Source organism: Intestinirhabdus alba, assembly GCF_009711095.1.
In the GTDB taxonomy this organism is placed as follows: domain Bacteria; phylum Pseudomonadota; class Gammaproteobacteria; order Enterobacterales; family Enterobacteriaceae; genus Intestinirhabdus; species Intestinirhabdus alba.
The window spans coordinates 82225-104744 of record NZ_WMJZ01000012.1 but is presented as its reverse complement, the minus strand read 5'-3'; the positions used below and the strand labels follow the sequence as shown (position 1 = coordinate 104744).

The 22520-nt window shown below is 60.5% G+C and carries 17 protein-coding genes; 7 read left to right on the top strand and 10 right to left on the bottom strand.

What is annotated here, in order from left to right; genetic code table 11:
- Positions 1 to 58 precede the first annotated feature (58 nt).
- The 8 genes from GJV78_RS10660 to tssH form a co-directional block, all read right to left on the bottom strand.
- On the bottom strand, positions 59 to 544 hold the full coding sequence (locus GJV78_RS10660) for an Hcp family type VI secretion system effector (RefSeq protein WP_155108321.1): 486 nt from the start codon (positions 542 to 544) through the stop codon (positions 59 to 61).
- 321 nt (positions 545 to 865) lie between these two features.
- Entirely contained in the window at positions 866 to 2365 is a 1500-nt protein-coding gene (tssC, locus tag GJV78_RS10655; protein ID WP_155108320.1) for a type VI secretion system contractile sheath large subunit, read from the bottom strand.
- Positions 2366 to 2380: 15 nt separating this feature from the next.
- Positions 2381 to 2908, bottom strand: coding sequence for a type VI secretion system contractile sheath small subunit (tssB, locus tag GJV78_RS10650; protein WP_155108319.1), 528 nt, complete (start codon positions 2906 to 2908; stop codon positions 2381 to 2383).
- 85 nt (positions 2909 to 2993) lie between these two features.
- Complete coding sequence (locus GJV78_RS10645; RefSeq protein ID WP_155108318.1) at positions 2994 to 3566, bottom strand: fimbrial protein; 573 nt, start codon at positions 3564 to 3566, stop codon at positions 2994 to 2996.
- The gene (locus GJV78_RS10640) at positions 3557 to 6181 is read right to left on the bottom strand and encodes a fimbria/pilus outer membrane usher protein (protein ID WP_230979116.1); all 2625 of its coding nucleotides are present in this window, start codon (positions 6179 to 6181) and stop codon (positions 3557 to 3559) included. Before GJV78_RS10640 ends, GJV78_RS10645 begins: the two co-directional genes overlap by 10 nt.
- Positions 6182 to 6260: 79 nt before the next feature.
- Positions 6261 to 7037, bottom strand: coding sequence for a fimbria/pilus periplasmic chaperone (locus GJV78_RS10635; protein WP_155108316.1), 777 nt, complete (start codon positions 7035 to 7037; stop codon positions 6261 to 6263).
- Positions 7038 to 7119: 82 nt separating this feature from the next.
- Positions 7120 to 7668, bottom strand: coding sequence for a fimbrial protein (locus GJV78_RS10630; protein ID WP_155108315.1), 549 nt, complete (start codon positions 7666 to 7668; stop codon positions 7120 to 7122).
- Between the two features lie 77 nt (positions 7669 to 7745).
- A complete protein-coding gene (tssH, locus tag GJV78_RS10625; protein WP_167519510.1) occupies positions 7746 to 10439 on the bottom strand; it encodes a type VI secretion system ATPase TssH in 2694 nt (897 codons plus the stop codon).
- A 357-nt stretch (positions 10440 to 10796) separates the two neighbouring features.
- On the opposite strand from tssH, the gene tssF reads away from it, so the two are divergent.
- Genes tssF through GJV78_RS10590 form a run of 7 tightly spaced genes read left to right on the top strand, consistent with a single transcriptional unit; the run spans position 10797 to position 19437 of the window.
- Positions 10797 to 12677 carry a type VI secretion system baseplate subunit TssF gene (tssF, locus tag GJV78_RS10620; protein WP_167519509.1) on the top strand — a complete coding sequence of 627 codons (1881 nt, stop codon included), beginning with the start codon at positions 10797 to 10799 and terminating at the stop codon, positions 12675 to 12677.
- Positions 12674 to 13714, top strand: coding sequence for a type VI secretion system baseplate subunit TssG (tssG, locus tag GJV78_RS10615; RefSeq protein WP_155108313.1), 1041 nt, complete (start codon positions 12674 to 12676; stop codon positions 13712 to 13714). The genes tssF and tssG overlap by 4 nt, the downstream gene beginning before the upstream one ends.
- 33 nt (positions 13715 to 13747) lie before the next feature.
- Entirely contained in the window at positions 13748 to 14797 is a 1050-nt protein-coding gene (locus GJV78_RS10610; protein WP_407929050.1) for a type VI secretion system protein TssA, read from the top strand.
- The gene (locus tag GJV78_RS10605) at positions 14798 to 15793 is read left to right on the top strand and encodes a fimbrial protein (RefSeq protein ID WP_209439247.1); all 996 of its coding nucleotides are present in this window, start codon (positions 14798 to 14800) and stop codon (positions 15791 to 15793) included.
- A 26-nt stretch (positions 15794 to 15819) separates the two neighbouring features.
- On the top strand, positions 15820 to 17163 hold the full coding sequence (locus tag GJV78_RS10600; RefSeq protein ID WP_155108311.1) for a GlcNAc-transferase family protein: 1344 nt from the start codon (positions 15820 to 15822) through the stop codon (positions 17161 to 17163).
- Positions 17157 to 18932 (top strand): OmpA family protein, encoded by a 1776-nt coding sequence (locus tag GJV78_RS10595; RefSeq protein WP_155108310.1) that lies wholly within the window; start codon positions 17157 to 17159, stop codon positions 18930 to 18932. The genes GJV78_RS10600 and GJV78_RS10595 overlap by 7 nt, the downstream gene beginning before the upstream one ends.
- 13 nt (positions 18933 to 18945) lie before the next feature.
- Positions 18946 to 19437, top strand: coding sequence for a DcrB-related protein (locus GJV78_RS10590; RefSeq protein ID WP_155108309.1), 492 nt, complete (start codon positions 18946 to 18948; stop codon positions 19435 to 19437).
- A gap of 60 nt (positions 19438 to 19497) precedes the next feature.
- Here the strand turns inward: GJV78_RS10590 and gss are convergent, their stop codons facing one another.
- On the bottom strand, positions 19498 to 21354 hold the full coding sequence (gss, locus tag GJV78_RS10585; protein WP_155108308.1) for a bifunctional glutathionylspermidine amidase/synthase: 1857 nt from the start codon (positions 21352 to 21354) through the stop codon (positions 19498 to 19500).
- Between the two features lie 199 nt (positions 21355 to 21553).
- Positions 21554 to 22315 (bottom strand): substrate-binding domain-containing protein, encoded by a 762-nt coding sequence (locus GJV78_RS10580; RefSeq protein ID WP_330998799.1) that lies wholly within the window; start codon positions 22313 to 22315, stop codon positions 21554 to 21556.
- Between the last annotated feature and the right edge of the window lie 205 nt (positions 22316 to 22520).

Sequence of the window (22520 nt, the reverse complement as noted above, 5' to 3'; positions counted from 1 at the left end):
GTTCGAACGGGGAGCGCCGTCCTGTCCGGCGACGCTCCCCAGGCTTAAGCCGACACGATTAGCTGCGCAGGTTGGCCTTAACGTCGTAGCTGGTGGAGATAACGCCAGACTTCGCGCCTTCGGCGTTCTGCATGACGTAGTCCTGGGTCACTTTCGTGAAGGCGAAGGTGACTCTTTCGCGAGGACGGGTTTCATCTTCGCTGGAGCCGCCGGTTTCCACGCGGGTAATAATGACGTCGGTGAACTTCAGCACCAGATATTCCAGCGGATCGCCACCGGCCTTACGAACAACAAACTGAATATCCTTAATATGTTTACCGGACAGGCAGTAGCTCAGCAGGTTGGTGCTGGCTTTATCCACATAGTGCTCAAAGCAGAAATCTTCCACCGTGGCTTTACCCGAACCGCCGCCGGAGCCGCTGTGCATATTCGAGTGCTGAATGCTGGCCCAATGCCAGGAGAGCACCTCGATTTCGTTTTTATGGGTGGCATCCAGGGATTCACCTTCGATGCCGTCAATTTTAATAAACATATCCTGAGCCATACTTTTTCCTTCTCGTTGCTCTGATTAAAAAGCGTTACAGCGGGTGTAACGATAAAATTAAGGTCAATAACATTCTCTTATGAATATTGATTCACCTGTTACAACCCTGACCGGTTCAGGTCGCCTTGCGGCGCGGTTATATAACCGATAACGACGGCGCTAATTGCCGCTTTACGGTTATAGTCCGTGCCTGTGCGGCCTGAAACAGGCCGGGTCGCGCCCTAAAATAAGGCGCAGCCGTGCCCTAAAAGAATAATGATTAAACTATTCTTTTATTCTCTATTGCCGGATTCAGAAATAAAGGGTTAATTCATTATCTGATTAGGCAACATCCTTCAGCGACGGTAATTTCGCGACCATGCGCAGAGAAACCGTTAAGCCCTCCAGCTGGAAATGGGGACGCAGGAAGAACTTGGCCTGGTAATAGCCTGGATTGCCTTCCACATCCTCCACCACCACCTCGGCGGCGGCCAGCGGGCGGCGGGCCTTGGTTTCCTGAGACGAGTTCGCCGGATCGCCGTCAACATAGTTCATGACCCAGTTGTTCAGCCAGCGCTGCATATCTTCGCGCTCTTTGAAGGAGCCGATCTTGTCGCGCACGATGCACTTCAGATAGTGCGCAAAGCGCGAGCAGGCGAACAGATAGGGCAGACGCGCGGAGAGGTTGGCGTTCGCCGTCGCGTCCGGATCGTAATATTCGGTCGGCTTCTGCAGCGACTGCGCGCCAATAAACGCCGCATAGTCGGTATTCTTACGGTGTACCAGCGGGATAAAACCATTCTTCGCCAGCTCCGCTTCACGGCGGTCGGAAATAGCGATCTCGGTCGGACACTTCATGTCCACGCCGCCGTCGTCGGTGGGGAAGGTGTGGCAGGGAAGATTTTCCACCACTCCACCGCTCTCCACCCCGCGAATCATGGTGCACCAGCCGTAGTGCTTAAAGGAGCGGTTAATATTGACCGCCATCGCGTAGGCGGCGTTGGCCCAGACGTACTTGCTGTGATCCGACCCGTCGGTAGTCTCTTCAAAGTTGAAGTCGTCCACCGGATTGGTTTTAATGCCGTACGGCAGGCGGGCAAGGAAGCGCGGCATCGCCAGGCCAATGTAGCGGGAATCCTCCGACTGGCGCAGCGAGTTCCAGGCCGCATACTCCAGGTTCTGGGTGAAGATCTTGGTCAGATCGCGCGGGTTAGCCAGCTCCTGCCAGGACTCCATCTGCATCACCGAAGGCGCAGCGCCGGTAATAAACGGCATGTGGGCGGAGGCGGCGACCCGGCCGATGGAGGAGAGCAGGTCCACGTCCGGCGGCGTATGGTCGAAGTGGTAGTCCGCCACCAGGCAGCCGTATGGCTCGCCGCCGAGCTGGCCGTACTCCTCCTCGTAGATCTGCTTGAACAGCGGGCTCTGATCCCAGGCGATCCCCTTGTAGCGCCGCAGGTTGCGCCGCAGATCGTCCTTCGAGATGTCCATAAAGCGCAGCTTCAGCTTCTCATCGGTTTCGGTGTTATAGACCAGATAGTGCAGGCCGCGCCATGCGCTTTCCAGGCGCTGAAACTCCTCGTGATGCAGGATCAGGTTGATCTGCTCGGAGAGCTTCAGGTCGATCTCGGCAATGATGGCCGCGATGTTTTTATAGGCGTCATCGGCCATGGTGATCGAGGTGGTTAACGCCTGCTCGGCCAGGGTTTTCACCGCCAGCTCGACCGCCGTCTTCGCCTGCTCGGACTTGGGGCGGAACTCGCGGGTCAGCAGCGCGCTAAAGTCGCTCTGGGTGGTAGTTTGCGTTGCCGCGTGTTTTGTTGTTTCTGCTTGAGTTGCCATAGTTCTCTCTCTACATCACTTTTGGGGCGCGGTGTCGTTAGCCTGCTTCGGCTTCGGCGCGGAGGCCAGCGTATTCAGCAGCGCCTTATCGTTAAGCACCTTCATCACCAGGCTTTCCGCACCGGCCTTGCCGTCCATGTAGGTCTGCAGGTTGGCCAGCTGGGTACGCGCCTCCAGCAGCTGCGCCAGCGAATCGACCTTACGGGCCACCGCATCCGGCGCGAAGTCGTCCATGCTTTCAAAGGTCATGTCGACCATCAGCTGCCCCTCACCCGTTAAGGTGTTAGGCACCGCAAAGGCGACGCGCGGGCGCATCGCCTTCATGCGCTCGTCAAAGTTATCGATGTCGATGCTGAGGAATTTTCTGTCGGCAACCGGCGGCAGCGGCTCCAGCGGTTTTCCTGACAGGTCGGCGAGAACGCCCATGACGAACGGCAGCTCAATTTTCTTTTCGCTGCCATAAATCTCCACGTCGTACTCAATCTGTACGCGCGGCGCACGGTTGCGCGCAATAAACTTTTGCGCAGAATTATTGATACTCATAGCGATTAATACTCTTAATAAGCTTTATGGATAAAATGGTATTTGCTCTGTCTAACACTCAAATAATCAGCCAGCTTGCCCCCTTTTATTTATAAACAAGATCAACCCCTGCGACTGTGTGTACTCGCCCTGCGGTTACGGCTGAGTTTCCTTTTGCATAATAGCTTGCGGTAAATCGGTGGCTGACGGCGTCGCCAGCCGCCGGAATCACGTAATCCTGCCCGGACGTCGGCTCATCAATAATCGTCCGGTCATTATTCTCTTTGCGGATGCGGATCTGCACGCCGCGGCTGTACCCGCTGCCGCCGTCGTTGCGTAAATTACCCGTATCGCCGTCGGCGGCGGAGGCGCTGCTGTTAAAAAACAGCGTCACCGTCCGGCTGGCCGGGCAGTCGGTCAGGGTCACCGTGAACGGCACGCTGCCCGCTTCGCTGCCGTCCTGGCTGAGCGAAGCGGTGGAAATTTTCGGCAGCGTCACCGTCTCGATGCTGCTGGCGTTATTCACCATCACCAGACAGGTCTCGTCATTGTAGGTGCCGATAAAATTCACCGGAATCGAGCAGTCGGTGACGCAGGCCTGCACGCCCGATAGCAGCTGGCTCGTTAACAGGGCGCAGAGTAAAGTGCGGCGCAGCGCGCTGACGTTAATTAATGACATAACACCCCCACGCGGCTAATCGCGCCCATTGAATGCAATATTTTTTGCGCGATGGCGGCGTCCGCATAAATGGTGCACAGCCGCTCATTGCGGGAATTTTTAATATATAAATTCTCTTTTGCCGCCTGCCAGCCGCGAATAAAGGCCATCCCCCCCTGGCCAACCAGACCGAGGCTACTCCCCCGCTCGTTGACGATGCTGGTGCCGATGGGCGGCGTTTGCCCCTTCTCATCTTTCACCATCAGGACCACCGGCGCGCCGACGATAGTTTTGACGTTCACCTTCACCGCCGCGCCCGTGCGCGGGATCACGGTGCTTTCGCTTTCCAGCACGTCAACCGTCTGCGGCAGCCCCTCGGTTTCAACCCCGACCCGGTTTTCCCGATAGGCCACCAGCGATGGCACAATGGCAAAGCCGTTGCCGTCGATCCGCGCGCCATAGCCATTAAACAATTTCGCCCCTTTCGCTCCCGGAGCCTCCACCAGCGCAAACGGCTGGTCGCCAAGGCGCGGCCCGGCGGTCAACCCGCCGCCGTGCGCCACCACGCTGCCGTTGGCCGACAGGGAGAGCTGGCGCGTATGGTTGCCCAGCGCGAGGGTCGAGCCAAACTGCCCGAACGGGGTGTTATAGTTCACGTTGCCGGTAAAGTCGGACCGCGTCTGGCGCTTTTTCGCCTTATTGACCGTGGAGCCAATACCGTAGCTCAGTTCCCCCTGCTCGCCCTGGCTGCCGTAAGCGCTGGCCTGGGCCGTCACCCCGCCGTCGCTATCGCGGGAAACGGACGAATAGAGATTGTTAAACAGCGACTTATCGGTAACGCTGCCGTTGCCCAGCGGCACGCTAATGGAGGCCATCACGCTGTCCGCATAGTTGCCGTCGTTGTTATCGGCGCGCGAAAGGGCGAGCGACCAGGAAAAGTAGCGCTCAGTTTTGTTGTACGACAGCGTGTACTGACGAACGGCGGCGCGCTTGTCCCAGTAGGTGTAAAAGCTGCCGGTCAGGGTCAGGCGGGCACCGTTCCACAGGGGCTGCGCAACGTTAAGCGTCAGGCGCTGCCGGGCGCGGTAATCCACAATACTGCGATCGGTTCTGGTGCCGTAGCGGGCCATCGCCGCGTCCCGCAGGCTGTAAAAGCCCGAAGAGGAGTAGCGGTATGCCGCCAGGGTGACGTCCGTCGCGGTGCGCTGAAGATGTTTGCTGAAGCTGACGTTAAGGCTGTTGCCCGACGCGCTGCGCCCGTTGTCCAGCCGGCTGCGGGCGTGGGTAATATCCACCGCCACGCCGCCTAACGGCGTATTAAAGGCATTGCCAATGCCCAGCGCGCTGTAGTGGTCGGCCAGCTGCCCGCCGCCGTACAGCGTGAACAAGTTGCCAACGCCGCGCTGATAGAATGCCTGGGCCATGCCCGGCGCTTCCCGCAGAGTTTTATCCTGCAGCTTGCCGACGGTAACGCTAAAACGCGCGACGTCTTTGCGCAGCAGCATCGGCGGCGCAGAAAACGGCACCACCTGCGTACGCTTACGCCCGTCCGCCTCGGTCACGGTCACCAGCAGATCCCCGCCGTAGCCCATGCCGCCGATATCGCTCAGCTCAAAGGCTCCCGGCGGAACGGTGGTTTCATAAAGCATCTGCCCGCGCTGGGTTACCTGCACTTTGGCGTTGGTTTCGGCAATGCCCCGCACCAGCGGCGCGTAGTGCCGCAGCTCGTCCGGCAGCATACGGTCGTCCGACTGCAGCTGAATGCCGCGCACGGTCAGGCTGTCGAAGAGATCGCCGCTGGTGGCGGCGTCGCCCAGGGTCAGCTGGCTTTTCAGCGCCGGCACGTCGCGCTGCAGATAAAAATATTGCGACTGGGTATGGCTCGAACTCTCGCTGCTCCAGGTGGTGTTGAACCGCTTGCGCAAACGCCACTCATACCAGTTCAGCCCGGCGGTAACGCCCAGGTTGCCGCTGCCGGAGTTGCCCTTACCGCCGCCGCCGGACGTGTTCCGGGCGTAAACGTTGGCGTTATAGTCGAGTATGCCTGCCGTCACCCCGGCGTCCCAGCTGTTGGGATCGGTATAGCCGCGCGGACGGTGCACCAGATAGGCCTGGGGTACCTGCAGGTCGAGATGGAAATCCCCGGTCTGATAATACGCCACGGCCCCCTGCACCCACTTCTCGATGGGCGCGCAGCGCGGACCGCCCTGCGGGTCGCTGTTTTTATCGTCCGCAACGGCCGCCCCGACGGGGTTGTCGGTAATTTTGATCCCCAGCGTCGCCAGCTCCTCCCGGGTAAAGCAGGGCTGGGCGCTTAACCCCTCCGGCGGCATCCGGAACAGCACCTTATGCTGGCCCAGGCTCTGGTTATTCACGGAAACCTGAATCACAAACTCTCCGGCCGGCGCGGGATTGCCCTCAAAAAAACGGGAAATGTCAACGTTCTGACCGTGAACAAAGGCGCTGTTGAACTTTATCGCTCCGGGCCCGCTGCGGCCTTCCACAGAGGCGGCGGGACTGCCGGCATTGCTCTGGGCGAATGCCGCGACGCCGCCCCCCAGCGAAGCGATCAGCAAATAACGAACGGCACACGCCAGCGCCGATGGGCGCAACGCCCGCCGTGTATAGTGTTGCATTTCCGTTGGTCTCATTACCCTGTATTCCCTGTAGTAATGCGTTTCTCAGGTCCCGGACTGAATAGAGAGCGGCAGCGGCCTACTCCAGCCGTTTGCTTATCGCCAGGCCGCTCCCCGCCGTTGGCGAAAGCTGATATTCATTAACGCCGCCGTAGTCATTAATCAGGCGAAAGGTCACGCTGCTGAGGGTGGCCGGCGTACGGGCCTTGTTTTCAGGCAGAAACGTCTCGCTGGAAAAGGGCGGGATCATTTTTGCGACCAGCGGATATTTTTGCGTGCCGGCGGTGATATAGGCCGAATCGAAGGAGAAATAGTAGGGCGTCGGGTTCGTCACCTTTACACCTTTGCCCGCCCCGGCGCGCTCCCAGCGCAGATCGTCAACCCGCTCGGCGCTGCTGCTCTTCAGGAGGGATGTCGGGCGATAGAAAATTTTAATGCGCGTTCTGAAGGCCAGCTCAAGCCGATCGGATTGCTGCACTTCCTCATTCACCGGCGGAATTTCTAATAGGTTAAACCAGAATACCGACTCGCGATCCTGCGGCAGGCTCATGCCGTTATAGATCAGGCGCACGCTCTGCCCTTTACCCGGCTCCACGCGGAATACCGGCGGCGTCACGGTAAACGGCACGTTTATATTACTCAGGTTGTCATCTTTACTACCGTCATCGACCCATACCTGCGCCACAATCGGCGTGTTGCCTTTATTATTGGTTCTGACCGTCTGGTCGCTCTGGGTGCCGGGAAAAACAATCCGGGTGCCAGAAATTGTCATGGCCCCAAAAACGCTCCGGGAGAGCAAGAGCAGAAAAATAAAAGCGATGGTGAATTTTGCCAATAAAGCTCGTTGGTATGCCATAACACAGCCCTGCGCGATCGACTCAAAATATATTTAAAGGGGCGAGCGTTCGCCCCGGAATTAAAGCAAAAAAATAAAACCTTTACGGATAGGCGAGGGTATATTTCGCCGTCGCTGCGACCTTCCCGAGGGTGGTTACGCCAGTGGAGTAGTAGCCGCCGTAGTAGCGCATGGTCGCTGTGCCGGTACTGGATACGTCAAACATCGCACCGGTATCCCCCAGCTTCAGCTGGGTTGCCGCGTCAGCGTTGTACAGGCGAATCTCCACGTTGTTCGCCTTCTTATCGTTAGCGCCGGAGGGAGTGTAGTTGTTTGTCAGGTTGTTGGTCACGCTGTTCACGCCGGTACTGCCGACGGCCTCAAAGTGCGCACCCACCTTAGTGATAGCGCTTGGGCAATTTTCTACTTTCAGATCAAAGCCCTTGGAACCCGCCTCGATATTGGCAGCGTTCAGGGTCTGAACGGAAACCTTCGGCAATGGTACCGTTTGAGTCTCATAGCCGGTCGTAATCGTGCAGGTCTCCGCAATCAGCTCGCCGGTAAATCTCACTTCCCCCTTACTTGCGGCGAAGCCGGTGGTGGAAACGGCGGCCAGCGCCATTGCACACAGCGTCATATTGATATTACGCATGATATTTTCCTATATAACAGTTTTAAATAATCATTAACGACAGATATATCGTTCCTTATGGGTACTACTTCCTTCACTTATTTCGACGGCGGCTCCTCTGGTTGCATCATAATTTCGATATCATTGTTATCTGTCAGGCCAATATGCATCGCGCCGGCTTGCTGCTGAACCCTTCCCGCGGCGGTGCGTTTTAACACCGCGTTACCAATTTTTGGCAAAATGTTTTTCTCAATAAAACGAATCAGCATCCGCGCCCCGGTTTCCGCTACCGGGCATCGCTCAACTACGTGCTGAATAAGCGCATCGCTAAAGCTCAGGGTAATGTCATAATTTGCCTTCGCCCTGTCGGCAATTCGCTGCAGATGAATCTTCACAATATTCTGCAGAGAATCGCTGGCCAGCGGTAAATAGGGCACCACCGTCACCCGGCCTAAAAACGCCGCCGGGAAAACCTTCAGCAGCGCCGGCTGTAATAACGTCAACAGCCCCTCTTCATCCGGCATCGTCTGCGGATCGGCGCAGACGCTGCTGATAATGTCGCTGCCGGTATTGCTGGTGAGCAAAATAATGGTGTTGCGGAAATCGATCTGCCGCCCTTCGCCATCCTCCATCGCCCCCTTGTCAAACACCTGGAAGAACAGCTCGTGTACGTCAGGGTGCGCTTTTTCAATTTCATCCAGCAGGATCACGCTGTAGGGCTTACGCCGTACCGCCTCGGTTAAGACGCCGCCCTCTCCGTAGCCCACATAGCCCGGCGGGGCACCTTTCAGCGAGGAGACCGTGTGCGCCTCCTGGTATTCGCTCATGTTGATGGTGATCAGGTTCTGCTCGCCGCCGTACAGCTGGCTGGCGATGGCCAGCGCCGTTTCGGTCTTCCCGACGCCGGAGGGGCCGACCAGCATAAAGACGCCGAACGGCTTCTGCGGATCGGCCAGCCCCGCCCGCGCCGTCTGAATGCTCTGGCTCAGGCAGGTCAGCGCGTGCTGCTGGCCGATGACCCGCTCGGCCAGGCGCTGGGGCAGCTCCATTACCGCGCTGACGTCATCCTTCAGCACCTGACCGACCGGTATGCCGGTCCAGCTGGCCACGATCGCCGCCACCACCGCGGCGTTGACCTCGGCCTGCACCAGCGGCAGCTCTCCGCGGACAGCGCTCAGGTCGGCCTCCAGCTCGTTCAGCCGCGCCTGCAGGTCGGCGGCCTGCCCGGCTTCAGCCTTCTCCGCCGCCTGCTCTGCCGCCAGCAGCTGGCTACGGGTTTCCATAATATCGGCCACCAGAGCGCACTCCCGGGTCCAGCGCTGCTCCAGGCGCTCCGCCTCTTCGGTATGCCCGGCGATGGCCTCCTCAATGGCCTCCGCGCGCCGGCCATCCTCTTTGCCAAAGCGAACGGCCTTTTCCAGCAGCGACAGCTCGGCCTGCGCCGATCGGCTGCCGAACTTGTGCGCCATCAGCTCCGACGGCGGCGTATGCTGCGCCACGGCCACTCTGGCGCAGGCGGTATCCAGCAGGCTGATCGCCTTATCGGGCAGCTGGCGGGCCGGAATATAGCGATGGGACAGGCGCACCGCGGCGCGGATCGCCTCATCCATAATCCAGACGCCGTGATGCTTCTCCAGCACCGGCAGCAGGCCGCGCAGCATGGCGATCGCCAGCTCCTCGGAAGGTTCTTCCACCTGCAGCACCTGGAAACGGCGGGTGAGCGCCGGATCTTTTTCAATATGGCGCTTAAACTCGCTCCAGGTGGTCGCGCCGATGGTGCGCAGCTGCCCGCGCGCCAGCATCGGCTTCATCAGGTTCGCGGCGTCTCCCGTCCCGGCGTTGCCGCCCGCCCCGACCAGCGTATGCACCTCGTCGATAAACAGGATCACCGGCTCGGCGGAGCCAACCGCCTCCTCCAGCACCGCCTTCAGGCGGGCCTCAAATTCCCCCTTCATGCTGGCCCCGGCGGAGAGCGCCACCACGTCAAGGGTCAGCAGGCGCACCGACTTCAGCGAAGGCGGCACCTCGCCCGCGGCGATAGCCAGTGCCAGACCCTCGACGACCGCCGTTTTTCCGACTCCGGCTTCCCCCGTCAGCAGCGGATTGTTCTGGCGACGGCGCAGCAGAATATCCACCATGGTATTGATCTCTTTATCGCGCCCCAGCACCGGGTCAATTTTCCCCTCGCGGGCCAGCGCGGTAAGGTCGGTGGTGTACTGCGCCAGGCCGCCGCTCTGGCCGCCGCCCATCGCCATGCTGGCCTCGCCGGGCACCCCCGCGTCGCCGGATAGGGTCGCCTCGCCCGCCAGCGCGTCCTGCTCGCCGGAGTCGCGAATGATATAGCCCAGATCCTTACTCAAATGCTCCAGCGGAATTTTTTCAAATACCGGCGAGATGGCGAACAGCGCCCGGCGCAGCTCCATGGTCGTCAGCAGGGCGATCAGCAGATGCCCGCTGCGAATGCAGCTCTGGTGGCACTCCAGGCTGGCAAACACCCAGGAGCGCTCGATCGCCAGCTCGATATGATAAGAGAAATCAGAGATGGCGCTGGCCCCCGCGGGCAGGCGCGTTAACGCCTGGGCAAAGTCGCGCTCCAGCCGCTCCGCATCCAGCTCAAAATGGCGGATAATATGGCGGATATCGCTATCCTGCTGCTGGTAGATCTGATTCAACCAGTGCACCAGCTCAACGTAGGGGTTACCGCGTAGCTTGCATAAGGTCGTCGCGCTCTCCACGCTTTTAAACAAGCTGGGATTGAGCTTACCGAAAAGATTTGTCCTGGTTATTGCCACAATATACGGCCCTGTCTCGATTAACAGTTAACATTCATTTTTGTTTTCCCGGAGTTTTACGGCACGCCATAATAAACAACCGGGAGATGATTTTGCTGCATAGTAAATAAGACAAAGGAAAATAAAAACCCTTCTTACAGGCCGCCATAGGTTTTAAGATTCTGGCTCGATAATCATTCTTAAAGTTTCAGAAACAATAAACACCGCGATCACAAAGGACGCTTTTACTTTTAAAATCAGACCAGCCACAGCTAATAAAAAATGCGCAGAGCGACACATCTGGGACATTTCTCATAAAACGCTCAGTGTTGCAAAAAGATATTTCTTTGCATAAAAACTCAGCCAGGATGCGAATAAGTGGAACATAATTTTCTGGATTATTACAATCGGGAGCTGACCTTTCTCAGAGAAATGGCGCAGGAATTTGCTGAACAGCATCCTAAGATCGCCGGACGCCTGGGGATGAACGGCATTGAGATCGCCGATCCCTACGTTGAGCGCCTGATTGAGGCATTTTGCTTCCTGTCGGCGAGAACACAGCTCAAGCTCGATGCGGAATTTCCCCGCTTCACCCAGCGCCTGCTGGATATTATCTATCCCAACTATAACGCCCCCACGCCCTCGATGGGCGTGGCGCAGCTCAGGCCCAATCTGAGCGAGGGGGATTTAACCCACGGCTTTACTATTCCCAAGCAGAGCGCTTTCTACAGCCGTATTCTTCCCGGCGAGATGACCCGCTGCGAGTTTCGCAATAATCAGGACGTGACCCTCTGGCCGCTGGAGATTGCCGAGGTCAGGCTCACCTCGGTGCCGCCGGATATTCCCAACCTGGAGTATTACCGCATCAAACACCACCAGCTCAAGGGGGCGCTGCGCATCCGGCTGCGGCTGCAGGGCGACCTGACCTTTTCGCAACTGGAGGGGCTGGACGAACTGCCGGTCTATATTCAGGGCGACGAGCGCATCGTTTCCCATACGTTTGAGCTTCTGCACGGCAGCCATATCGCGGCGGTGGTGCGCAGCGAAGAGAACAACCAGCCGCAGTACCACGTCATCAGCAGCCGGCCGCTGAAGTTTGAGGGCCTCGCGCCGGATCAAAGTTTGCTCCCTTTGCAGTGGAATATGTTCCATGGTCACACCCTCATCCAGGAGTATATTGCCTGCAGGGAGCGTTTTTATTTCTTCTCCATCACCCAGCTTGCCGCCGCGCTCCGCAATAATAATAGCCGCGAGGTTGAGATTATTATTCTGCTGGACAAACTGCCGCAGGATCTGATCGCCCACCTCGACGCCTCGCACTTTTTATTATTCTGCACCCCGGTAATTAATCTTTTTCCTAAACGGGTGGATCGCATCGAGGTTAACCGGGCGCTGAATAATTTCCACATCGTGCCGGATCGCAGCCGTCCTGTAGATTATGAAATATTCAGCGTCAATAAAGTCTATGGCCTGCAGGCGGAAACCAGCGAGGAGCTGGCGTTTAATGCGCTGTATCAGACCCGACACAGCGACACCGGCAATTTTGGCCGCTACTTTTCCGTTCAGCGCGAAGCGCGTACCAAAGATACCACCCATCGCAAATACGATACCCGCACGCCCTACCTGGGCACGGAAATTTTTATCTCGCTGGTGGACCAACAGGAGGCCCCCTACGGAGAGCATATTCGCTATCTGCTGGTGGATGCGATGGTGACCAACCGCGATCTGCCGCGCCTGCTGAGCAGCACCGGCAGCTTCGATCTCACCATGTCCGACTCGGTGCCCATTCACGGGGCGCGGTTCGTCAGCTCGCCCAGCGCCCCGCGCTCCCCCTTCGCCATCGGCGAGTCCGCCTGGCGGCTGATCCGCCAGCTGAGCTTTAACTATCTGCCGCTCTCCGATATGGATCACGCCCAGGGCGGCGAGTCGCTGCGCAATATGCTGCGCCTGTTCACCACCGCCGCCGACCTGGAGTCGATGGCGCAGATCGACAGCCTGATCGGCTGTAAAACCCGGCCGGTGGTACGCCGCCTGGCGGAAGACGGCCTGCTGGTTTACGGTCGCGGCGTCAACTGCACGCTGACGGTGGATGAAGAGGGCTTTTCCGGCGTCAGCCCCTACCTCTTTGGACTGATTATGGAGAATTACCTGGCCCGCCACGCCGCCATCAACGTGTTTACCGAAACGGAGCTGCATTCGATGCAGCGCGGCCCCATCGCGCGCTGGAAGGCGCGCCCCGGCGGACGAGGCGCGCTATGACGACGCCCACGACCGGCCAGACCGGGCTACCGCCGGGTCTTGACGTCTGGTACGACGTCAATGCGCCCTGGGAGGCGGGGTTTATCAGTATCATGCGCGCCATCGCCGCCCAGACCCCCGCGCTGCCGCCGCCGGGCAAGGCGGTGCGCCCCTCCCAGGAGCGCTTTCGCCTGGGCCAGGTGGCGAGCACGACCTTCTCCCCGCGCGAAATTGCCGCCATCAGCCGGCAGGACGACAAAATTAAGCTGCGGCTGTTTGGCCTGGGTATCTGGGGTCCCCAGGGGGCGATGCCCCTGCACTACTCGGAATGGGCCTATTCGCGCGATAAGCATCATGACCACACGCTGATCGACTTTGTCGACATCTTTCACCACCGCGCGCTGAGCCTGTTCTACCGGGCATGGTTTTTATCCCAGGACACCGCCTCGCTGGATCGTAAAGACGATGAGCGGTTCTCGTTCTACATCGGCAGCCTGGTCGGCCTCGATCCGGCGGAGCTGGAGCCCGTGCCGCTGCCGATGCATACCCGGCTGGCCTCCTCCGCGCATCTGATCCGCGAAGCGCGAAACCCGGACGGCCTGCTGGGCGCGCTGCGCTACTACTTCGACGTGCAGGTGCAGATGACGGAGTTTGAGCTGCAGTGGATCGTGCTGGAGGGTCAGGACCAGACGGCGCTGGGCGATGACCGCTATGCCGCTCTGCTCGGCGATGGTGCCATCCTCGGCTCCACGGTACTTGACCGCCAGCACCGCTTTAAGCTGCTGATAGGGCCGCTCACCCTCGATCAGTATCTGCTGTTCAGCCCGTGGGGCAGCGATATGCCGGTGCTGCGCGAGCTGGTGCGCAGCTTTATCGGCTTTGAGTACGCCTGGGAGGTGCAGCTGATGCTGGCCGCCGACCAGGTGCCCAGGGCGACCCTGGACGGCGGCCATCGGCTGGGCTACGCCAGCTGGCTGGAGCGGGAGGCTTTCGACGCTCCCGTGTTCGGGATGAGCTTCGAGCCGGAGATGTATCAATCCGGTATCTCTGCGGGATAAAGGTGCAGACAGATGGATGAAATAATGAACGCAATAACTGAACCGCCCAGGCTGACCTGTTCGGACTACTACCAGCACGTGATGCAGGCGCTGCCGGGCGACTTCCCCTGCGGAGAGTCTCTCGACTACGACCCGGCATTTATTATGCTGCAGTCCCGACTGCAGCCGAAGCTGGGGGTGGAGTACGGCAGCTTCGTCGAGGCCGCAGAGCCGGTCAACTGGACGGAAACCGAGCGCGAATGCCTGGCGCTGCTGCAAAAAAGCAAAGACGTCAGGCTGATCGTCATATTAATGCGCTGTCGGCTGCGCAAGGTGGGCCTGCCCGCGCTGGCTGAGGGGACGGAGGCGCTGCTCACCCTGCTGCAGACCTGGCCGGACGACCTCTACCCGCAGCTGCTGGACGAAGGCGAATTCGCGCCGATGCTGCGCGCCAACGCCTTCGCCGAGCTGGAGGATATTGACGGCCTGCTGGCGGACCTGCGCAACCAGCCGCTGCCGAAGGCGGCCGGGCTGCAGATAACGATAAAAGAGTTTGAAAAGGCCCATCAGATCCCCAGGGAGGAGGGGGCGCTGTCGGAGGCTGCGGTCGCCGCGCTGATCCAGGAGTGGCATCTTAACGCCCTCGACGGCATTCAGCCGCTGCTGCAGGCGCATCAGCATCTGCAGGCCATTGTTGCCCTGCTGAACGCGACGCTGGGCGAAGAGGCCCCCGAGCTGGCGGCGTTTGGGCGAATTCTCGGCATGTTCTCATGTGAATTTAGCGCCGGGGTGCCTACGCCCCCCGCCCAACGGCCGACGCCCGCCCCGCAGAGCGAAGAGGCGCCGCCGCTCCCTGTCGCCGCTCCCGTGGCCAGGCCGATTGCGCCCCCGTCCCCCACGGCACGGAATCAGGGCATTAACGGCCGGACCGACGCCCAGCAGCGCCTGCAGGAGGTACGCAGCTGGTTTATGGCCGCCGAACCGGGCAGCCCGCTGATCCCGCTGCTGCAGTACGCCGAGCGGAGCATCGGCAAAAGTTTCGCCGACCTGCTTAAGATGTACCCCCCCGAAATCGTAGCCCTACTGAACCAGGAGAAAGAATAGATGCTGCCAAGGATCTGTATCGTTATGCTGCTGGCGCTGGTCACAGCGTCAGACGCGCTGGCCGTTTGTACTCTTGCCCGCGGCAGGCCGACCATACTCACCATTAGCGGCAAGCTGATGACAATTTCCGCCGACGCGCCTGCCAGCACTTCGGTCCCCTTTGCTGAATTCAACAGCCCGCTGCTGGGCCAGGCTGTGGGCTATGACCACTGCCTGGCCGGCTCCGAGTACGGCAAGCGCGTCATAAACCTGACGGGGCAGGACAGCGCCACCCGCATCTACCAGACCGATATTCCGGGGATCGGTATTAAGCTGCTCTACAGCAACGGCTCGGCGTTCGGCAACTTTCCCTCTACCAGCTACCTGAGGATCAGCTCAGGCGATAACGAGGCGACCTTCGACTATCCCCCGCAGTCTTACTTCCGGATCCAGTTTTTCAAAACCCGCGATCGGCTGAACCTGAGCCAGCCTTTGACGGGCGATCGGGTGCTGTCGGCCGGCGATATTGCCTACAACTACGTGCTGTCGGCGAACCCGTCCAACTATGCAATGAAGCTGTCGATTGGCGAAATGAGAATTATCAGCACCCCGGCGTGCACCGCCGACGGGGCCAAAACGGTCAACTTCAATGACGTCACCCCCTCCCTGCTCAAAAACGGGGTGGAGCGCGATCTGGACTTCGCCATTACCTGCCAAAGCGACTACGGCAGCTATTCGGCCAGCGCCTCAATAACCACCCGGACCCCCTCCGCCGACGCCAGCTATATCCAGGTACTGGACGCCAACGGCAGCAAGGAGCGGCTTGGGATCCGCATCACCGACGGCGGCGGCAAGGCGATGAAGATCAACGGCACGACGACGGAACAGAAGAGCAGCGTCACCAGCTATGGCTCCGCCCAGTTTCACTGGAAAGCGACGCTGATTCCGATCGGTCAGGCCGCGCCGGCGGGCGGTGCCTTCAGCGCCAGCGCGGAAATTGTTTTCACTATTCAATAATGACGACGCTAACCCAACGGGGATTTATGGACAACCCTGCAACGATTTTTATCACTATCGCCAGCTACCGCGATCCTCAGCTGGTGCCCACGCTGCGGGATATGCTGCAGCACGCCGCCTGTCCGCAGAATCTGCACATTGCCGTCTGCTGGCAGGATCACGAGGATCTGAGCCTTTTCGCGATGGCGGGCTTTACCCCGATGGGCGAAAAAACCGTAGCCGATCGCAGCGTTCACCTGTTTCGCTACCGCCACGCCCATATTAAGGTCATCAGCGTCCACTATTTCGCCAGCCAGGGGGCCTGCTGGGCGCGTAGCCAGGCGGAGGCGCTGTATGACAATGAACGCTACTTCCTGCAGATAGACTCCCACTGTCGCTTTGTTGCCGGGTGGGATCGCGAGATGATCGCCATGCTGGAGCAGCTGCGGACCCGCAGCAGCAGGCCGCTGATTACCGCCTATCCTCCGGCGTTCGTGCCCGGCGAAAACGAAGAGGCCAGTAAAAAGCGCTACGTCAGCCGTCTGATTTTTCGCGAGTTCGATGACCAGCGCCTGCCCATGCTCACCTCCACGTCCTTTGAGTCGTCGGAGCCGGTGCCGGGGAGCTATCTCGCCGGCGGCTTCATCTTCACCGACGGCGACTTTGTGCAGCGGGTGCCTAACGATCCGCAGATCTTTTTCGCCGGCGAGGAGATCGCTATGGCCGTGCGGGCCTTTACCCACGGCTATGACGTTTTTCATCCCCATAAGCCGCTGCTCTGGCACTACTACCAGCGCCAGGGGCAGAACAAGATCTGGGGCGACCATACCAACGAAGCCAACAGCCAGGGTCTCGTCGAGAAGGCGTGGTGGCAGCGGGATAATCAGTCTAAGGCCCGCGTCCGGGCGCTGCTGGGTATCGGCGCGGAGCCGGAGGGCGGCCTTGCGCCCTGGAGCCTCGGCGACCGGCGCAGCCTGCGGGAGTTTGAGTACCGGGCGGGCATTCATCTGCAAAACAGCACCGTTCTGCCCGAAGTTATCGGCCCCGATAAGATCAATTTCTTCGCCCCGCCCGCCGACGAGGCGGCGTGGCTGGAGCGCCACCGCGCGCACCACAGAAAGGTCATAACCCTGAGCGAGTCGGACTATCTCCACCGCGAAGACGAAACGGATACGCTGCACGTCAGCGTTTATAACCAGCAAAACATCCTGATGCATAAATTCACCCTTAAGCACGACGAGCTGGCGGCGCTCCCCGCCAGCCAGAGCGAGGAGGGGCGCGCGCTGACGATCGAATTTAAAACCGCCAGCGCCAGCGCCCCGGCGACGATTCGGCTATGCCCGTGGTCATCAACTGCCGGCTGGGGCGACGTCCGGGAGAGCGCATGGTGAAAAGCGAAAACTATCTCTGTAGGCTGGTGGGAATCGACACGCTGCTCTCCTTTGACGGCGTGGTGCCCTGCGTTGAGGATTTTCAGCTGAAGCTGGTGACCCTGATTGAGCAACTGCACAAGGCGCTGCTGGCGGAAAACGAAGCGCCGGCGGCGAGCGAAGCGCTGTGCCGGGCGCTGTGCTGCTATTTTGACCGACGCCTCATCGAGGGCGGTAACCTCTCCTGGCAGCGCTATTCGCTGGTGCACTATTTCTACGGCCACACCGAAGACGAGGGGGATATGGTTGCCCAGCTGGAGGCGCTGCTGCGCGACGACAGCGACACCCTGTTCCGCTACGCCTGGAAGCTACTGATTCTGTTTATCCAGCTTGCGGGACAGACGCCGCCGCTGGTCGCCCTGCGCGCGACCCACCGCAGCCGCTATCTTTCCCGCCCCCGCCCGCCGCAGATGCATTCGCAGAAACTGCCCGCGGTCGGGAGTTCGCCGGACGGCTCGCCGCGACTGATGATCTTTATCCTCGGCCCCTTTGCGGGCAAATGGTTCAGGCAGTCCGATCTCTCCTCCAGCCACAGCAGCGGGATCGTCTGGGCGGTGGTCGAACACGCCGCCTCGCTCGCCAAACGGCTGGAGTATCTGCATAAAAATTATCCCGGGATGAGCACCCTGGGGTTCTTTCCGCTGCTGGTCGACGGGATGGAGAGCAGCGGCGTGCTGATTGAGCAGCTAACCGCCTGGCAGTACGCCCTCTCCGCTACCCAGCTGCCGGAACGCCTGCCCTGTCTGCTGGGGCTGTATAGTCGCCTGAGCCAGGAGCGTGCCTCACACGATCCCGATCGGGCCATATGGACCGGCGGCCTGCTGACGACTTCACACGCTTCTCTGCCGCTGGAGGCGCAGCTGGTGGGCCTGACGGACGCGCTTGACGCCGCCGAGGTCGACGCCGACAGCGATCTGTACGCCATACAGCGCCACGCGCTGGGCAGCACGCTGTTAGCCTGGCTGGCGGAAAACCGGATTGTCAACGTGCTGGAGGCGCTCTTCGCTCACGGTCAGCTCAGCCTGGCGGGCGTGATGCTGGCCGATCACGGTTCGGGATTTACCCGTCACGGGGCGTGGTCGATATGGCTGGCGGAGAAATATGGCATCCTGCCGGGGCTTTCCGCCGCCATCGCCATGCCGGCGCTGCCCGCCATTACGCTACCGCCGGAGCCGGAAACGCCCCCCGCTCCCCACCGCGAAGCGCCGCTTCCGGCGTCGGTTCGCTGGCGGTGGCCAGCGGTTATTGCCCTGCTGGCGCTCTGCCTCGCGCTGGCCGCCGCGCTCTGGCATACCGGCTTCTGGAACACGCCGGACGAGGGAGCGCCCGCCGCCGCGTTTGACCGGCAGGCGGGGCTTTCGCCGTCGCTGTTCACCCTTTCGGAAGCCACCCCCTTCTTTGCCAAAGGCAGCGCGGCGCTGCTGCCGGAGAGCGAAAAGGCGCTGCGGGCGCTGCTGCCGGAGATAGAGAGCCGACCGCAGCAGATGTTCCTGATCGTTGGCCACGCCGACAGCAGCGGCAGCGCCGCCGTAAATATGACGTTGTCCATCGAACGCGCCCGCGCCATCCGCGACTGGCTGGTGCAGCATACGGGCGTACCCGCCAGCCGGTTCCTTATCGAAGGCGCAGGTAACAGTCGGCCGATAGCCAGCAACGAAACCCGGGAGGGACGCGCGCTCAACCGCCGCGTTGAGATCGTTCCTTTATCCACGCAAGTCAATCAGAATTAAGAGAGTGTTGTTTATGAGTAAAAAACCGGTGACCTATCCCCTGAACGAAGGCCATTTCGTCACGATCGATCCGCAGGAGGATCAGTCCATCAATATTCTGCGCTTTCGGGACGAAGACGATAATCCGTACAACATCCTGATTAACCGCGCGACGCTGGAGGAGGATCAGACCGTTGAAGCGTACTGCGAACAGCAGTGGGAGAGGATGAAAAAATATGTTCCCGGCTTTGAGCTGGAAGGAAAAAATCTGCAGCATGAAATCGGCCCCTCAAAGCTGCCGGTGCTGCAAACGGCCAATAAATTCCTTGAGGAGGGGGCGCTGGTCCGCCAGGTGACCTCTATCGTGACGCTGCCCTGGCACCCTCACGTCAACCCCCACTCGCGCAAGCTGCTGGTGTTTACCCTCGCGGTGAATGACGACTTTACCGAATCCCAGCGCAAACACTATGTGCGCATCATTAACAGCTTTGTTCCCGTTGAAGCGCCGCTCAGCGACGAAAGCTGACGCCGCCCCCTCCCCACGATAAAAGGAGCCAGAATCCCGACCGGGGATTCTGGCTGCCACTCAGCGCCCTACCACCCGCAGCGGCTCAATATCGCTCTCTTTTTTAATCACCAGCGCATCGTCGCCGCGCAGGCAGGTTCCACCGTAGCTGCCGCCGACGGTAAAGGTGCAGACCTGAATATATTTTCCGTCGACGTTGGGCAGACACCAGAGCTGCTGGTAGATATTTTTCTGGTCGGCAAATTTGCCGCTGGTCTTATCCAGCAGCTCCTCCTGATGGCTGACCAGATCGATATTGCTGCCGCAGCGTCCGGCGATAGGCTTCACCGCATAGCCGGTCTGCATCAGCTCATCATTGACCGTGAAGTCGGTGTCGAGCAGATAGCGATGGTGCGGGAACAACGACCAGAGGATCGGCAGAATCGCCTTATTGCCGGGGATCACCGTCCACAGCGGCTCGAACACCAGCACCTCCGGACGCAGCAGCACGTCGATCAGCCGCACTTCGTCCCGGGGATGGCCGGTGCGGATCGGCACGGCGGCGTATTCGGTTTCGCTGACCTCGCGCACCTGCTCAATCGCCGTTTCCCAGGCCCAGGTTTTCCAGACGCAGTTCACCGGCCGGCCGTCGCCGTCGATCAGCTGCCCGGCGGCGTCCCAGCGCAGTTCATCCAGCCCGCGGACGATTTTGCTGTGAAAGCCGGCCTGGCGCAGCGCCTGCTGCATAAACCTGGCGTGGTAGCTCTCTTCCGCATCGTTATCCTGCATGATGTGAACGAAGGGCCGCGCGCGGCTGTGCTTCCAGGCCCCCGCCAGATCGTTAAGCAGCCCCTCCGCCGGGTTGCGCCCCACCCCGACGCCGCCGCGATCCGCCCAGCGATCCAGGATCGGCCCGGCCTCGGTGTGGCAGGAGGCGGAATCGGCGTTGTACTCGTACACCTTCAGCCCCCGCTCGTCCATGCAGAAGTCCATCCGCCCGGTGATCATATCGTGGCGGCGGCGCTGCCAGGAGAGGCGCAGGCGCGGCCAGAGGATCTTCGGAATATCAAACAGCGCCAGCAGGCCGTCGTCTTTCAGCACCTTGTCGGTGGCGTGCAGGTACATCAGATGCAGCTCGTTGGTGGCTTTGATAAGCTCCTGCTCCGCGCTTTCGCTGAGGGTGAAATACTGGTGCGGGTCCTGGTTAATGATGTGGCCGTTCGCCTGGGCGTAGGCCTTCTGCAGCGGGTGCCGCTCGTCCAGCCAGCGCCCGGTGAACTGCCCTTTATCCTTCAGCCGCGCGCCGCGGATGCGCAGCGCTTCGCCGGACACCTCCGGCTGCGGCAGGCTGTGGCGGGCGTCGTCGGTCTGGATCATCCAGCCGAGGATGGTGGTGTCGTCAAAGGTATCATGCAGGGTATAGCGGCCGTTCTCCACCGTCATCGCCAGCTCGCGGGTCCACTGCTGGCCGGGGGGGAGCGGCGAGTGGATGACGTTCTGTTCGGCGATGCGGATCTTATTGTCCAGCAGTTGGGTGACGATGGCCACGTGGCCAGTGTCGTTAAATTCGCCGCCCTGCTGCCAGACCAGCAGCGCCCCGACCACCGGCGCGCGCGGGGAGCCGTTGGCAAACGCCTGCAGCGGCAGGATATTGTCATTCACCACCTCGCGCAGAAAGCGCAGCGAGAAGATCTCCCACGCCATGCCGACGTCGGTAAACACCATGCCATAGTTAAGAAACAGGAAGCGGCGGGCGAACTCCACGCACTGCCACTTGTGCCCCATATACTCGTCGTCAATGTAGCTGCGAAAGGCGGCATCATCGGCGTCCTGCGGGTCGAGGGAGCTGTAATCTGAAGAGTAGATGGCAACGCCGCCGGGGGCGTAACCCAATAATGTCCCGAACGGGGCATCCTGACCGATCGTGCTTGTACTCATGCGCCTTGCCTCAAAATCCTGTCCTCCGGGCAGGCTGGCGTTAGATTTATCGCTCTGATGGCCCACCCAATAACATTCACCGTATAAAGGTTTTCTTATCATACACCGCCCGGCGGCCAGCGGCGGTGAAAATTAGCGCGGCGTTAAGGCTGACTCACCGCCCGACGCCCGTTTTATCACCGCGCGCTGAAGATAAGCGTCAGGAAACGTCGTCAGCGGTGCCGGATGACGGCGCGGATCGCGTCCTGTCCGACGGGCTTCCGGCAGGTAAGGTGAACCCGTGCTGGCGGATAATCGCGCCGGCCCGGGACGAGAGCAGAAACTCAGCCAGCGGTCGGCCGCCCTCGCTCAGGCAGGCAAGGCCGTACTCCACGGTGGGGTTATACGGCTCCGGGATCGCCACCACCCGCAGCGCGTCGATCTGCCGCAGGCGGGGAGCATAGCTGGCGTAGCCGATAAAGAGATCGGCGTGGCCGTTAGCGATAAGCCACTCGGCGGCGAGGCTGCCCGCCGGCAGCGGCAGCGAGGTCCTGCCGCCCACCAGGCTTTTCGCCCGGCGCTTCAGGCGCTCGCCGTGCGCCCCCATCCGGGAAAACAGCTGCCAGGCATAGTCGCCGGAGGGATCGCAGCCCGGCGTCGAGATGCCGACCCGCAGATCCGGACGGGTCAGCAGCGTCAGCCAGTCGTCCGCTTCGCCGACGGCGTCCGCCCGCACGGTCAGGCAGAGGCGGTTGGCGGCAAAGGGGGCGACAAACAGCGCCCGCCCGTCGTTAAGCAGCGCCTGCGGGTGCGCCATATTGGCCGAGGCGAAGAGATCGCCCGGCTCACCGGCGGCGAGCCGCTCGCGCAACAGCCCCGCCGGGCCGAAGCGGCAGACGACATCGCGGTGCTGAAAGGCGGCCATCAGCGGCTGCCAGACGGCACGCAGACTGCCTGCCGCCAGAACGTTTACTGGCTTCACAGGTGGTGCTCCTTACTCATTTTGTCAGCGTCGCGGGAGGTCCACACGAACGGTTAAGGGACACAGCCTAAATAGCCGCGCCGGATATCGCAACCCCTGTTATTTACTGAGCAGCTTGAAGCGCAGACATCCGGAAAATCCTCCCCGATGCCTTAGCTCTGTAACAGCGGCCAAAAACAGAGCGCTATTTTGCGTCGTTATTGTT